A 16,054-nucleotide genomic window follows, 5' to 3' on the forward strand; every position below is an offset into this window, starting at 1 on the left:
ACAAACACTGCTGTAACGAACGCACGTGAAGTCTGTAGCTGTTTTATTATTTCTGTTAGCCAGTCCATGAATTCTCTTTTGAGGTTTTTACTTTAGTTTACTTTAAAAAGTTTAATTTACAAATAGGTTTAAATTAAAAGTAGCGGAAAGCACTGTTAACTACAGTGAACAGATTTTAGAAAACAAAAAAGGCCACTCCCTAAAGAGTAGCCTTTTCATCAATTATTACCTAAGTTCTACTAACTCACTTCTTTCATCGCTTGCTTAAGCATCGGCTTTAAGAACTCGCCAGTATATGAACCTTTGACTTCTGCTACTTCCTCAGGCGTGCCTTCAGCGATAATCATGCCACCACCTTTACCACCTTCAGGGCCAAGGTCAATCACCCAATCGGCCGTTTTGATGACGTCAAGATTGTGCTCGATGACCACGATAGTATTGCCTTTATCGCGTAGGGTATGAAGGATATGTAGCAGCTTATCGATATCATGAAAATGCAGACCAGTGGTTGGCTCATCCAAGATATAGAGCGTCTGTCCGGTATCACGTTTGGCAAGTTCACGAGCCAGTTTGACACGTTGCGCCTCACCGCCTGATAACGTCGGTGCTGATTGACCCAAACGGATATAGCTCAGACCAACATCCATCAGCGCTTGCAGGCGACGATGAATCGCGGGAATCGCTGAGAAGAACTCAGTTGCATCTTCAACCGTCATATCAAGCACGTCAGCGATATTTTTACCTTTATAGTGAATCTCTAACGTCTCGCGGTTATAGCGTTTGCCATGACAGGTATCGCAGGGCACATACATATCTGGTAAGAAATGCATCTCAACTTTGATAAGACCATCGCCTTGACACATCTCACAGCGTCCGCCTTTGACGTTAAAGCTAAAGCGGCCGGCTTTATAACCACGAGCGCGCGCTTCTTGGGTTTGGGCAAACATCTCACGCACTGGTGTAAATACACCGGTATAGGTCGCAGGGTTTGAGCGCGGCGTCCGGCCAATCGGACTTTGATCGATATCGACCATTTTATCCAAATGCTCAAGACCGCTAATACTGTCATGCTTATCAGCGATAAGCGTTGAAGCATTATTTAGCTGGGTCGCAGCGAGTGGCATCAAGGTGCGGTTAATCAAGGTCGATTTACCAGAACCAGAAACCCCTGTGATACAAGTCATAATGCCAATCGGCAAGCTCAAATCGACATTTTTTAAGTTGTTGCCTGTTGCGCCTTTTAGCTCAATCGACATCGGTACTTGTTTTGGTTTGGCTTTACCTTTTACTTCAACTTCGATGGTTTTGGCTTTATGGCGAATGGTTGGAATTTCTATTCTTTTCTTACCCGACATATATTGGCCAGTCAGCGAGTCTTTAGTCGCCATAATCTCATCGACCGTACCTTGGGCGATGATATGACCACCATGAACGCCCGCGCCGACACCGATATCGATGACGTGGTCGGCTTGGCGAATAGCATCTTCATCGTGCTCAACGACCAGTACGGTATTGCCCAAATCACGTAAGCGCGTAAGAGTTTTAAGCAAGCGGTCATTATCGCGCTGATGCAAACCGATTGATGGCTCATCGAGGACATACATGACGCCCATCAGCCCCGCACCGATTTGGCTGGCCAAACGAATACGCTGCGCTTCACCGCCTGATAGCGTTTCAGCAGAGCGGGCAAGGGTCAAATAATCAAGCCCGACACTGACAAGGAAGTTAAGACGTTCATTAATCTCTTTAAAGATTTTTTCCGCAACTTCACCTTTATGACCACCAATCTTGAGCGTTTTATAATAGTCAGCAGCATCACCGATAGACAGCTTAACGATTTGAGCAATGGTTTGATCATCAACGCGGACGTTGCGTGAGATTTCATTGAGACGTGCGCCATCACAGACGTTACAAGTGGTGTCGGCTAAATATTTCGCCAACTCGTCACGTACTAGGTTGCTTTGGGTTTTGGCATAACGACGTTCTAAATACGGCAGTACGCCTTCAAATGGCACAGTTTTATTGGTTTTACGGCCGCGCTCATCAGTAAAATTAAAGGTGAGCTTCTCTTTACCCGAGCCATGCATGATGATATCTTGCTGCGCTTTTGGCAAATCTTGCCATGGCGCATCCATATCGATTTTGAAATGATGGCAAACGGTCGATAGCAAACCAAAGTAATAGGCGTGACGCTTATCCCAGCCATTAATCGCCCCTTGGTTGAGCGATTTTTCATGATGGGTAATTAGTTTCTCGGCAGAGAAATACTGGCGTTTGCCGAGACCATCGCAACTTGGGCAAGCACCATAAGGGTTGTTAAAACTGAACATCCGCGGCTCAAGCTCCGAGACGGCGCGATCACAAACAGGGCAAGAATGCTTGGCTGACATGACTTGGTTTTCATCACCGCCTTCTTTTGGATTGCCATCCATAAAGTGCAGGGTTACCAGACCTTGACCCAAACGCAGGGCAGTTTCTAAACTTTCAGCGACGCGGTTTCCCAAGTCATCGCGGACTTTAAAACGGTCAACGACCACTTCGATGGTATGCTTTTTCTTCTTATCAAGAGTCGGTAGCTCATCGGTATCGTAGACATCGCCATCGACGCGCACGCGGACAAAGCCTTGCCCAATTAATTGCTCAAGTAGCACTGTATGCTCGCCTTTACGCTCACGAATCACCGGCGCCAATATCATAAGCTTGGTATCTTCTGGTAATGCCATGACTTGATCGACCATCTCGGTGACCGATTGCGCCACCATTGGCTCACCATGCTCAGGGCAGTAGGGCGTTCCGATTCGTGCATAAAGCAGACGCAAATAGTCATAAATCTCGGTAATCGTCCCAACGGTCGAGCGCGGGTTGTGGTTGGTCGATTTTTGCTCAATAGCAATCGCTGGCGACAAGCCTTCGATACTATCAACTTCTGGCTTTTCCATTTGTGAGAGGAACTGACGCGCATACGCCGACAAGCTTTCAACGTAACGACGCTGGCCTTCGGCATAAAGCGTATCAAACGCCAAGGATGACTTACCAGAACCTGATAAACCGGTAATTACCACGAATTTATCGCGTGGAATGTCTAAATCGATGTTTTTTAGGTTGTGCGTACGTGCGCCGCGTATTGCAATATGGTCATGTGCCATCGTTGATAGGTTTCCTATTTGCTAATGGTATATAAAATCTAAACGTTAAATATAGTTAATGAAAGGGCTGTTAAAAGCATATTTGGTTGTTAAGTTGCTATGGCTTTATAAAAATCTGCCGTTATCAGGAAATTTTCTTAATAAAACAACAGTTACAAAATAGTTTTTCATACGCTAATTTTTTTCATAAAGCGTCAGTGATGTAGGTTTGTATAAGCGTAACGTTCAAAGCCAACTTAAGTCTTAACCTTGAAATCATTAAAACAATCTAAATGAAATGTTTGTTAACTAACATAAGTGCTTTGTTATAGATTGAATCCAGCTTTGTTTTTCAGCTTTGTTTTTCAGTTTTGTTTTTCGACATAGTTTTCGAAAAAATGTCGGTTTTGAATATTGTTAGTTGTAAGTACTGCTTGTTTAAGTACTGCTTCTTTAAATATTGGTTGTTTATGTCATGCCACTTTAGATTTTATTATTTTAAATATCGTATTTCCTAAAAGCTTGACTGCTTTAAAAGTCAATATACTTGCTATAAATCTGTATCATTAAAATCAGTTTAAGAACAGCCATACGGTCAAAGCAAGTATCTTGTCAACGTCTTACTTTATTGTCATGGCAGCGGCATTATTCAAGGTGTAATGCGCCATTAGATGCCCTTGGTAACAAAATTATCGTCTCCATAAAAAGCGCAAGTAGAAGCCAATCGTGCGGCTGCAGCAGTAAGATAAAAGTTTCGGCAAGCAAACGGCGAATGACTTATACTAGTGGGCTTAATTTGTAGGCTAACGCCTTGATAAAGGCGTGATAATACCAGCAAGCCGCAGTGATAAACCAGCAATGATGAACCAGTGAGGCAAGTATGAATAGCGTAGAAAAACGGGCAATTATTGGGGTCGGTGGTATCTTCGCCTTACGGATGATTGGTCTGTTTATGATTGTGCCCGTGTTTTCGGTGTATGGTGATAATTATGCGCATGCGACGCCGTTTCTGATTGGTTTGGCGGTCGGTATTTATGGGCTCGGGCAAGCGATTTTCCAGATACCGATGAGCCTTGCCGCGGATAAGTTTCCGCGTAAGCCGATTATCTTTTTGGGTCTGATATTATTTGCTATTGGCGGCATCATCGCTGCCAATGCCACTGATATCTACGAAGTCATTATCGGGCGGGCGCTGGCAGGCAGTGGCGCGGTCTCGGCGGTATTGATGGCGCTACTTGCTGATGTGACGCGTGAAGAGATGCGCACCAAAGCGATGGCGACCATGGGTTTGACCATTGCTACCTCTATTATGCTGGCCTTTGCCTTCGGGCCTTTATTGGTCGGCTCGCTTGGTATCTCAGGACTGTTTTGGCTCACCGCTGGTTTTGCTGTTTTAGCGATGTTGCTATTATTATTCGTACCGACGCCGCTACGGGTGCTTAAGCACAACCTCGATAACAAGTCGATTGGTCAGCAATTGGCTGATGTGCTAAGAATTGGAGATTTAAACCGTTTGCATATCGGTATTTTTGCTCTGCATTTAACCATGACGGCTATCTTTGTTATCTTGCCGCATCAGCTCAGTGAAGTACTTGGTTTATCAGTACGTCAGCAAGGTTTGGTTTATTTGCCGTTATTGTTTATTGGTTTTGCCGTAGCGATTCCATTTATTATTATTGCCGAAAAGAAACGCAAAATGCGCCAAGTATTTTTGGCAGCGATTGCCTTAATGACCGCGGCTCTGGCATTATTAGCACTTGGTAGTCAGGTCGGTGTTGGTATCATTCTAGGCTTGTTGCTGTATTTTATGGGCTTTAACTTACTTGAAGCGACCATTCCCTCATGGATATCGAAGCGTGCGCCCGTTGCTAATAAAGCCACGGCGATGGGGCTAAACTCATCGAGTCAGTTCTTTGGTGCTTTTGTTGGCGGGGCGATGGGCGGTTTATTATTAACCCAGCCAAATTTACTGGCGTGGGGTATCTTAGCTGTCATTATGGGCGCGGCGTTGCTGCTGATTATTCCGATTGCTGATCCACCGTATTTATCAAGCACCACCGTTACCATTCCCAAAGATATCAATATCCAAGATTGGTCACGGCAAATGCTGGCGGTAGACGGCGTTGATGAGCTGGTCGTGATGGCAAAAGAGCAGGTCGCTTATTTAAAATTGGATAAAACGCAATTGACAGATTCTGCACGACAAGAGCTGTCGCATTTAGCGCAAAGCCCCCTAGATATTTAACAGAAAAATGGTTAAAGTGAAGTCATATTACTGCTAATATTCATACTCTATATTAAATACTCGATTAAAGCTGGCAAACAAAACATTTATAAGTAAAAGGACGATATTATGCGCGGAGTTAATAAAGTTATCATCATTGGTAACCTTGGAGCAGACCCCGAGGCTCGCCAATTCAGTAATGGCGGTAGCGTGACCAACATTTCGGTTGCCACCTCAGAGCAGTGGACTGACAAGCAAAGCGGTGAAAAAAGAGAAGCGACGGAATGGCATCGCATTTCATTGTTTAACCGTCTAGGCGAAATCGCAGCACAATATTTGCGTAAAGGCAGTAAGGTTTATATCGAAGGTAGCTTGCGTACGCGTAAATACCAAGATCCTAACGGCCAAGACCGTTATATTACCGAGATTCGTGCTGAGCAAATGCAAATGCTCGATGGTGCGACGGGCGGTAGTAATGATGGCGGCGGCTTTGGTGGCGCTCAAGGCTCGAACCAATATCAGAACCAAGGCGGCTATGGCAATCAGGGTGGCGGTTTTGCTGGTCAGAACCAAAACCAAGGTGGCCAAAATAACTTTGGCCAACAGGGAAATAACCAACAAGGCGGTTATAATCAAGGCGGCGCTCAGGGTAGCAACCAAAATAGCTTTAATAATCAAAATGCGCCTGCACAGCAGAACCAATTTAATAAACCTGCTCAATCGCCTGCACAGTCAAAACCGACGACAATGCCTGACGGTCCGGTAGATGATGATATTCCTTTTTAGGATACACCTTAGACTTTAATGTAAAGTATATATCTTGAAAACCCGCCACTAGCGGGTTTTCTCTTATTTGTAGAACGAGAATAATGTAAAATATATATTGAGTATCAATTGGATATAGTGTACCTTTTAATTATGTAAAGTATTGAGATATCCTAATGATTAATTCTTTCGGAACGACATCTTTTTCGATGAGTAGTGGAGAACGTTATTGCTTAGTTATTGATCGAATAACACAGCTACCTATTTACCACCCTAACTTATTCATCACAACCCAACTTCGTAATAAATCAGACTCATTTTCAACTATGTTGTCCGCAGCTAATAACATAGCAATATTCCTTAGGTTTTTAGATGACAGAGATATAAACCTTGAGGAGCGAGTTCTATGTCGAGAGTTATTTGAAACTTATGAATTAGACGACTTGCGAGACTACACTCAGAGGAGATTCTCCAAGGTAGCTGATGAGGGTTGCGATGTTGGTAATGAAGGTGTAGTTAGCTCAATAACTCATTACATGCGCTTGACTACCATTGCCCAATACATAAGTTGGTATGCTAATCATTTGATCAAGCTACCAAGTACAGTTGAAGCGAGACAAATAAAAAGAGTGGAGACACAGATAAAGGCACGACGTCCAGTAAAAAAAGGTCGTAATCGAGATCAGGATAGGTCACTTAATGATGATCAGTTAGAAGTCTTGTTTGAGGTAATAAGGTTAGAGTCATCTCTTAATCCATTTAGTAAGGAGGTACAACGCCGCAATCGTTTGATGATCTTAATTTTGTATCATCTTGGAATCAGAGGTGGTGAACTGCTTAACTTAAGGATAAGTGACATTGACTTCTCTAAACATCATCTGAAAGTGATAAAACGCGCTGATGAGAAAAATGATCCTAGAGTACAAGAACCCAACGCTAAAACATTAGAACGTACAACACTTCTTGGAGAAGTTCTCAGCAAAGAACTTCATGAATATATTATCAAAGATAGGCGTAAAGTCACTAATGCGAAGAAAAACGATTTTCTGTTTATTACTCATAAAGAAGGGCCAACAGTTGGGCAGCCTATATCAAAATCTAGCTACTATAAAGTGCTTAATATCGTAAAAACTGTATCACCTGACTTGTATAAATTAACAGGCCATAAGCTACGGCATACATGGAATCGTAAGTTTTCAGAAATAATGGATGTAATGGACGAACCTATAAGTGAGGAACAACAAGAGAAATATCGCTCTTATTTGATGGGATGGAAGCAAGGATCTGGTACGGCGACGCATTACAATAAAAGGTTCATCCAAGAGCAAGCTCAAAAAGCAGCTTTAACACTTCAATCGAACAGTGGAACACGACTACCAAAACAGGGATTGTGAAATGAAGAACTTAGCCATCAATTTTATTGAGAGTACTGAAGAAGGGCTACCTAAACAAAATAAGAGAATACGTGCAAAGACGAAAGGGTATTATTTTTATATTTGTGATAGCGAGTGGGTTTTAGATAAAAATAGTACTATTAACCTAAGCTTTTTTCACAAAAATTTAGATAAGCATACTCTGAATAGTTTTGTTCATGTATTAGCTTATTATGCATCTAACTTATCAGCTAGTCATACTTATAATATAGCCGCTAGATTTAATCATATGATTAAAAATACAGGTTCTTCTATAGTTGATGACACCATGCTTATTAACTATAGGGCTTCTTTAAGTAGGCCTAATGAGTGGTATTTAGGCACAGTTCGAGGCTTCTTGAGAAAGTGGTACGAACTTGGCTACGATGGAGTTGATGAAAGCGTGATCCAATTACTCGAAAGTTGGACTATTAAAGGCAATAGGAAAGGTGATGCTATCAAACGTAAAGATCCTAACCAAGGCCCACTAAGCGATAACGAGTTACAAGCTTTTAATGAAGGTGCAGTCACAGCTTTTGAGCTAGACCTTATTACGCTTGATGAGTTTGCGATTTCACTTATCACTAGTAATACAGGGCGTCGTCCAATTCAAGTATCTCATCTAAAAGTAATAGACGTTTTGTATGGTACAAACAAAAGAGGTGATCCTTTTTATTTGCTTAATACACCTAGAGCAAAACATAGCAATGGCTTTAGAAGTCAATTCAAAAATTTTGCTATAACACAAGAATTATGGTCTATCCTTTCAGCTCAAGCAAAAAATGTTGTCTCAATAGTCGAAGAAATTATTGGATGCAAATTAAATAAGCAGGATAGTCAACAAGTTCCCTTATTCCCTGACTACTCCATAATTAGAAAAGTAGGCTCTCTCTTCGAGCTTAGAGCTTTATTAACGAGCGATAAACTGCATATATCATCCTCTAAAGTAACTGATACTTTGCGATTTGTTGTAGCAGCATCAGATATCAGATCAGAAAGGACAGGTGAGGATTTGTCCATTAATGCTCGTAGGTTTAGATACACCACAGGTACTAGAGCTGCGCGTGAAGGGTTCGGTGAATTAGTAATAGCAGAACTACTAGACCATAGTGATACGCAAAATGCGGGCGTATATATTAAAAATATCCCTGAGCATGTAAAGCGATTAGATGAAGCCGTTGGTTTCGAATTAGCACCTTATGCGCAAGCCTTTGCAGGTGTGCTAGTTGATTCTGAAAAAGATGCTGATCGTGGTGACGATCCAAATAGCAGAATTCGTACTGAAGAAGGCTCGGGGATTGGAACTTGCGGTGAGCATGGGTTTTGTGGGGCAAACGTTCCCATACCTTGTTATACCTGTATACACTTTCAACCTTGGCTTGATGGACCTCATGAAAGAGTGTATCAGGACTTACTAACAGAACGAGAAAGAGTCAAAGATATCACTGGTGATATAGAAGTAGCAGCAATATTGGATAGAAGCATTATTGCTGTAGCTGATGTCATAACTCGCTGTGAGAAGCGTCGTGATGAACTTAATGAGCAGAGAGGTCTCGATCATGCCTAATATTTTTCAGTTCAAGTCTAAAGCAGAACTAACAGCCGCTGCTAACTTAGAGGCTTTTATAAGTAAATGCCGTGAAGACTTAACAGTGTTTGGAGTTGATTTAGATTGGGATGCTCACGTCTGGCCAAAAGTGGCGGTATTTGCAAAGTTTGGGGTCACAACACGTAAGCCAAAGCAAGAAGAGGTAATGGATAAGAGCTTTTTGGAATTCGCCAAGGCATATCTTCGGTATCAACAAGGTCATAAACCTACTAATACTAAAAATGAGCTTAAAGCGCTTCGAGTATTAGAAGCAGCACTCATTCAAGTGAATGGTGACGCATCTATAACAGGATTATCTCTTACTTGTCTAGATGAAGCAGTTTCATTGGCAAGAGGCTATTACAGTGACGGTGCTGCTTATGCATGTGGAAGAGAGGTTGAAAGATTCGCTAAATTTGTAACTGATAATCATCTTATCAATACAAATTTAAAAGAATGGCGTAATCCTATTTCCCGTCCAACAGATACTACGAGAACAGGTAAAGAGGCAAAAAAAAATAGAGAAAAAAAGTTACCTAACGAAACAGCTCTTAACGTGTTAGCCGAGATATTCGCTAGCAACCCTGCAGAAGAGCGAGATATTTTCACAACATCAATATTTGCAATGTTAATGTCTGCACCCTCTCGAATTGCTGAGGTAATGGCATTACCAGTAGATTGTGAGGTGTTTGAAGAAGATAGTGAAGGTGTAGAGCGCTATGGATGGCGATTCTTTGCTGGTAAAGGCTATGAAGGAGATATTAAGTGGATACCTACCGTCATGGTAGAAGTCGCTAAAATCGCCGTTGATAGAGCTAAAAATCTATCCTTTGAAGCTCGTAAGCTTGCTAAATGGATTGAGGACAATCCTAATAAGTTTTATCGGCACGAGAACTGTCCGAACGTAGCCGATGATAAGCCGCTTACGATGGAGCAAGCTTGTCAAGCATTAGGGCTAGCTCATCATACAAAAGATATCTGTTATTCTAGTTTGAATAGTAGAGGTCTTGATCATCATGATTATATGAATACTTTAAATAGTCTATGGCAACACGTAAAAGGACGTCTGCCTGATAGCTTTCCATGGTTTGATGAAGATAAAGGTATTAAGTTTTCGAATGCACTATTTGCGCTAAATGCTAATCAATTCCATGGTAATAGACCACGTTTGCCTACCGAACTTAAAAAGCCTGATACGACCTTTTTCAATAACGATATCGGTACTCGTCCAGCTTTGGGAGATAAACATAAGAATATATTTGATAGGTATGGTTATTTTGACAACGATGGTGAAAGATTAAAAGTTACCTCGCATCAAGCTCGCCACCTGCTCAATACTATTGCACAGCGTGGTGGTTTATCTAATTTAGAAATAGCTAAGTGGTCTGGTAGAGCTGATGTAAAACAAAATCGTACTTATAACCACATGGCTGACTATGAAATGGTTGCGATGGCAGAGAGGATTGATCCATCAAAGGCGCTCTTTGGACCTGTAGGAGAAGTTAGTAAAAATTTGCCTGTCACTACTCAGGATTTCAACACTCTAGAACAGGCTGCTGCTCACATTACAGAGTACGGATACTGTGTGCACGACTTTACAATGAGTCCGTGTGAAAAATTTAGAGACTGTATTAATTGTACAGAACAAGTATGTATTAAAGGTGATGCAGCAAAACTAATTCGTATGAAAGAGAGACTCGATAAAATTGAGCATCTACTAGTTAAATCTGAGCAAGCAATTGAAGAAGGAGAAATGGGTGCTGATAGATGGTTGGAGCATCAAACCAAAACAGCTAATAGATTGCGTGAACTTATCTATATTTTAGAAAATCCAAACATAGATGATGGCGCACAGGTCAAGCTTCGTGGTAACGACTTTAGCCAATTCCGTCGTGTTGCTAATAAAAAATCTATAATTATGGTTGCTGAAAACGAAGATATATCTAATGAAGTATCGATTTTAGAGGATCTTACTGATCTACTAGGAGGCGGTTTTGGCTAAAAATCTCAACAGACAAGAAATACAAGCTATCGTCAATCTGATTCGAGGTTGGGATGAGCCCAAAATCACGTGGGCTGCGATTTGCGAGGAAGTACAGCCGCTTGTGGGTAAGAAGCCCACAAGGCAATCTTTAAGCGCTCACGAAAGCATTACAGCTGCTTATAAAGCTAAAAGGAATACACTTAAGGGAAAGTCGCCTGCTAAACCTCGGCCTGCTAGTTTAAATGCAGCAGCTTCGAGAATTGCTAACTTAGAAGCAGAGCTTGCAGAACTCAAGGAACAAAACAGGCAATACAAGCAAATGTTTGTATTGTGGCAGTATAATGCTTACAAATATGGAATGACAGAAAGTAAGCTGAATTCATCTATGCCAAAAATTGATCGCGAGCGTTCAGATTATGAGAAAAGATAAGTAATCAAATAATTTTAAATACAATTGAGTACGTTTTTAGCACTAGATATCAAGATGACCAACATTAAAGATATAACTACTTTGGATAAAATATGAAATTAGAAGACATCAAACGCTTAGAAGACCAACTTTGGGAAGCAGCAGATACCCTGAGAGCCAATACTGACCTTAAACCTAACGAATATGCTACGCCTGTCTTAGGTTTGATATTCTTGAAGTTCTCCGACAACAAATATGCGGCTTATGAAGAGGCAATCCAAGCTGAGTTTGAAGAGTTACAAGGCACTCGCCGTGCCAAAAATATTGAGGATATTGCTATAAAGCACTGCGGCTTCTATTTGCCACCTAAAGCACGCTACAAGTACCTGTTAGAGCTACCAGAGTCAGCAGATTTGGCAACTGAAATTTCAAATGCTATGCAGTCTATAGAGGACTTCAAAAAGGACGATAAGTTCGTCGATGTACTACCTAAAGATGAGTATGCCGCGTTTAGTCGCTTAGAAGAAGGTAAGAAAGCTTTAAAAGGTCTTCTAAGAAGCTTTTCTAATATCCCAACTGATGCCAGTGGTGACGTCTTTGGACGTATTTACGAATATTTCTTAGGGAAGTTTGCGCTCTCAGAAGGTCAAAAAGGTGGTGAGTTCTTTACGCCCACGTCTGTTGTTAAACTGATGGTAGAGGTCATCGAGCCCTATCATGGGACGGTATATGATCCTGCTTGCGGCTCAGGCGGTATGTTCGTTCAGTCACTGCATTTTGTTGAGGATCGTAATGAGCAGCTTAAAGCGCATGGCGAGCTAGAAGAAAAAGACAGTACGATAGATTTGAGTGTCTATGGTCAAGAGAAGACCCGTGATACGGTTAAGCTCGCTAAGATGAACTTGTTCGTCAACGGGCTTAGAGGAGAGATTAGACAGGCCAACAGCTATTCAGAAGACCCTTTTGATAGCTATGAGAGTTTCGACTTTATCATGGCGAATCCGCCGTTTAACGTCGATGACGTATCGGTTGCTACTGTTGAAGATGATAAGCGTTTTAATACTTATGGTTTACCTCGAAAAAAGACTAAAAATAAAAAAACAGATGGTAAAGATGAAACAGTAACGAATGGGAATTATCTTTGGATCAGTTTGTTTGCCACATCTTTAAAAAATCAAACAGAAGCTGAGGCACGAAACAGCGGTCGTGCTGCGCTAGTGATGCCAAACTCTGCCTCTGATGCTCGCAATGCAGAAGAAGATATCCGTAAGCAAATAATCGAAGATAATCTTATCTATGGCATGCTAACACTACCGTCCAATATGTTTTATACCGTGACGCTACCAGCAACGCTATGGTTTTTTGATAAAAACAAAGCTGACGACAACATACTTTTTATCGATGCGCGTAATATCTTTAGACAAATTGATCGAGCGCATCGAGACTTTACCGATGAGCATATTCAAAATATTGCCATGATAAGCAAGTTGCATAAAGGTCGTCGTCGGGAATATGTCAGTTTAATCGACAGTTACTTTAGACTTGGTATGCAAATACTGAAAGAAACGGTATCTGATATCGAACCTGCTATTGAGCAGCTCAAAGCAGTGGTAGCAGATAATAGAGCACTAAAAGCAACTGTTGATACGCTAAATGACAATTGGCATGCCCTGTCACCTTTGCAAGGTAAGTATCAAGCCTATCTAGAGACTCATGATATGAGTCAGATTACAAATGAAAATGTTGATGACCTAAATACTGACCAGATGGAGCTTTTACAGGCCTTAAAACCGTTCTTCAAAGCACTACAAGAGAATAATAAGCAATTGGACAAAGGTATCAGACAAAAAGAAAAAGCCAATAAAGAACAGGTCGCTCTAGCACGTCAAGAGCTTAATGATGCAAAGGAATCTGTTGACAAAAAGCTGATCAAAGAAAAAGACACTGCTTTGAGAATACTAACAGCTAGAACCGCTGAAATAAAAGCCATAAAAGAGTTGTTAGCAGCCATACGTGACGATAGAAAACGTGCTGAATATTACTTCGATCATATAGACTGGTTGCAACAACGCTTTCCTCAAGCACGTTATGAGGACATAACGGGTCTATGTAAGCTTGCTACATCTGAAGAAGTTAAAGAACAGGACTATTCGTTAAATGCAGGGCGCTATGTCGGTGTGGTAATAGAAGAAGACGGACGTACTGAAGAAGAGTTTCTAGAATTTTTGAATGATTCTAAGGAGAGTCTATTGGAGTTAAATGATAAATCTAAAGTTCTAAGTGACTCAATACTAAAGAATTTAAAGGAAATACTAGGTGAAAACTTATGAAAGTAATTGAACTAGGACAAAGTGCTAAAGTCATTTCTGGTTATGCTTTTAAAAGTACGATCTTTCAAGACGATGGGATACCAGTTATAAAAATTAGTAATATTGGATTTGGTAACGTAAGATTTAATTCGACCAATACACAGTTTGTTGATAAAGAATGGCAAGGTAAATTAGATAAGAAATATCATGTAACTAACGGAGATATATTAATATCTCTAACTGGATCTCATATAACACAACCCAGTTCGGTAGTTGGTAGGGTTGCACTATATAAAAAGAGTTTTAATAGCCTTTTAAATCAAAGAGCTGGTAAGGTAATAAACATTGATAAAGAAATATTAAATCCTAAATATTTATTTTGTCTTTTAAGCTCTTCATCAGTTAGAACTAATATGGCGCTAATGGCAAGTGGAGCGGCTAGACAAGCTAATATATTCCCTAAAGATGTAGAAAGTTTGAAGTTACTCGTTCCAAGTCTAAAAAACCAGAAGAAAATAGCCGCTATTTTATCTACTTATGACGACTTAATTGATGTAAATAAGAAGCATATTAAGCTATTGGAAGATACCGCTACAGAGCTATACAAAGAATGGTTCGTGCGCTTTCGATTTCCTGATTGGCAGAGTACTAAGTTTGAGAAAGGTATTCCCAATGATTGGAAAGAAATAAGTTTGATTGAGTTAGGTAAAATTACGACTGGTAAGACGCCATCTATGCAAGTATCAGAATTTTATAATGGAGAGTATCCATTCTATAAAACACCAGATATGCACAATAAAGTATTTGTATTTGATACAGAAGAATCATTAACTGAGAATGGACTAAATTCTCAAAAATCACAAATTATTGAGGAAGACTCAATAATGGTTACTTGTATTGGTACAGGTGGTATTACGGCTATTTCAACAAAAAGGGGTTGTACTAATCAGCAGATTAATTCAATAGCTTTATATAATAAAGATTTACTATATTGGGCTTTCTTCACTATTAAAAATTTAAAACCACAAATAGAGCTTTTTGGTGCAACTGGTACAACGATGACAAATCTTAGTAAAGGTAAATTGAGTAAGCTTTTGATTATTAAGCCTAATCTAAAGCTAATAGAAAGATATCAAAATGTAGTTAAACCTATGTTTGAACAGATTAAAGGTTTAAATTTAAGTAATGCGAACCTAATAGAACAAAAAGAAGACCTACTTCCTCGTCTTATGTCAGGAAAGCTATCTGTTGATGATCTAGATATTCAGTACCCACCATCTATGCAGACAAGTGACGAAGCTGAAGAAAAATAAAAAATATTCATAGGAATAGAAGTATGGCAAAAGTGACATATAACTTCATCAGTGAAGATAAAATTGAAAAAGCCTGTATTAAGTTTTTGCAGCAGCGCTATTCCTATCAGCATATCGATTGCACTACTATCGACCCTGAAGATCTCAACGATGGCTCAAAGCGTACAGATAAGCGTGACGTCGTATTCAAAGAGCGCTTAGTTGCTAAATGCATGCAGCTGAACCCTGACGTGCCTGAGGCCACTATCCTATCAGCAGTGAAGGACATCATGAGTCGGCGTGTATCGATGTCTACTCTCAAAGCCAATAAGCAAATATATAGCTATATTCGTGATGGTATTAACGTCACCTATGAAGATGCTAATGGTGTTAAGCGAGAAAATATACCATTATGTCTCATAGATTTCGATACCCCTACTAATAATGAGTTTTTATTAGTAACACAGCTAACCATTAAGACGACTGGTCTTGAACCCATCAGAAAGTACCGTCGTCCTGATATATTGCTCTATATCAACGGCTTGCCGATTGTTTTCTTTGAGCTAAAAAACTCTAACGTCAAGCTACAAAACGCTTTGACGGATAACTTAACCAACTACAAAAACGATATCCCACAGCTATTTTTATATAATGCCTTTTGCATCCTATCTAATGCTTCAGATACTAAGATAGGGAGCTTTACTGCCGACTGGGAAAATTTCTATCCTTGGTTAAGGGTGGATAATGAGAAAGAAAAAGTAGATAAGCAGGAGATTGAAACTCATGGTAATAGCATCGAGTACTTGCTTGCAGGGCTGTTTAGACCTGAGCGGCTATTAGACTACATCGAAAACTTCATTCTATATCAAAACGAGAAAGTAAAGATCGTCGCTCAAAACCATCAGTTTTTGGGTGTTAAGCATGCTTTTGAGAACTTCTTAATTAG

10 protein-coding genes are annotated in these 16,054 nt (G+C 40.5%); 9 read left to right on the forward strand and 1 reads right to left on the reverse strand.

Annotated elements, in window-relative coordinates; genetic code table 11:
• Nucleotides 1–239: 239 nt before the first annotated feature.
• Nucleotides 240–3,146: an excinuclease ABC subunit UvrA gene (uvrA, locus tag V7D75_RS01085; RefSeq protein WP_333613048.1), complete on the reverse strand. Its 2,907-nt coding sequence runs from the start codon at nucleotides 3,144–3,146 to the stop codon at nucleotides 240–242.
• Between the two features lie 859 nt (nucleotides 3,147–4,005).
• Here uvrA and V7D75_RS01090 point away from each other — a divergent pair.
• The 9 genes from V7D75_RS01090 to V7D75_RS01130 form a co-directional block, all read left to right on the forward strand.
• Entirely contained in the window at nucleotides 4,006–5,370 is a 1,365-nt protein-coding gene (locus V7D75_RS01090; protein ID WP_333613049.1) for an MFS transporter, read from the forward strand.
• A gap of 108 nt (nucleotides 5,371–5,478) precedes the next feature.
• Nucleotides 5,479–6,135, forward strand: a complete 657-nt coding sequence (gene ssb / locus V7D75_RS01095) for a single-stranded DNA-binding protein (protein WP_333613050.1) — start codon at nucleotides 5,479–5,481, stop codon at nucleotides 6,133–6,135.
• Between the two features lie 188 nt (nucleotides 6,136–6,323).
• Nucleotides 6,324–7,508: a tyrosine-type recombinase/integrase gene (locus tag V7D75_RS01100; protein WP_333613051.1), complete on the forward strand. Its 1,185-nt coding sequence runs from the start codon at nucleotides 6,324–6,326 to the stop codon at nucleotides 7,506–7,508.
• Between the two features lies 1 nt (nucleotide 7,509).
• A complete protein-coding gene (locus V7D75_RS01105) occupies nucleotides 7,510–9,093 on the forward strand; it encodes a site-specific integrase (protein ID WP_333613052.1) in 1,584 nt (527 codons plus the stop codon).
• Nucleotides 9,086–11,116, forward strand: coding sequence for a hypothetical protein (locus tag V7D75_RS01110; RefSeq protein ID WP_333613053.1), 2,031 nt, complete (start codon nucleotides 9,086–9,088; stop codon nucleotides 11,114–11,116). Before V7D75_RS01105 ends, V7D75_RS01110 begins: the two co-directional genes overlap by 8 nt.
• Complete coding sequence (locus V7D75_RS01115) at nucleotides 11,109–11,528, forward strand: hypothetical protein (protein WP_333613054.1); 420 nt, start codon at nucleotides 11,109–11,111, stop codon at nucleotides 11,526–11,528. The genes V7D75_RS01110 and V7D75_RS01115 overlap by 8 nt, the downstream gene beginning before the upstream one ends.
• Before the next feature lie 92 nt (nucleotides 11,529–11,620).
• The gene (locus V7D75_RS01120) at nucleotides 11,621–13,837 is read left to right on the forward strand and encodes an N-6 DNA methylase (protein WP_333613055.1); all 2,217 of its coding nucleotides are present in this window, start codon (nucleotides 11,621–11,623) and stop codon (nucleotides 13,835–13,837) included.
• Complete coding sequence (locus V7D75_RS01125) at nucleotides 13,834–15,129, forward strand: restriction endonuclease subunit S (protein ID WP_333613056.1); 1,296 nt, start codon at nucleotides 13,834–13,836, stop codon at nucleotides 15,127–15,129. Before V7D75_RS01120 ends, V7D75_RS01125 begins: the two co-directional genes overlap by 4 nt.
• A 23-nt stretch (nucleotides 15,130–15,152) precedes the next feature.
• Nucleotides 15,153–16,054, forward strand: a 902-nt coding sequence (locus V7D75_RS01130) for a type I restriction endonuclease (protein WP_333613057.1), incomplete at its 3' end; no start/stop codon positions are given.

It is taken from the genome of Psychrobacter sp., from assembly GCF_036731945.1.
Lineage (GTDB): Bacteria > Pseudomonadota > Gammaproteobacteria > Pseudomonadales > Moraxellaceae > Psychrobacter.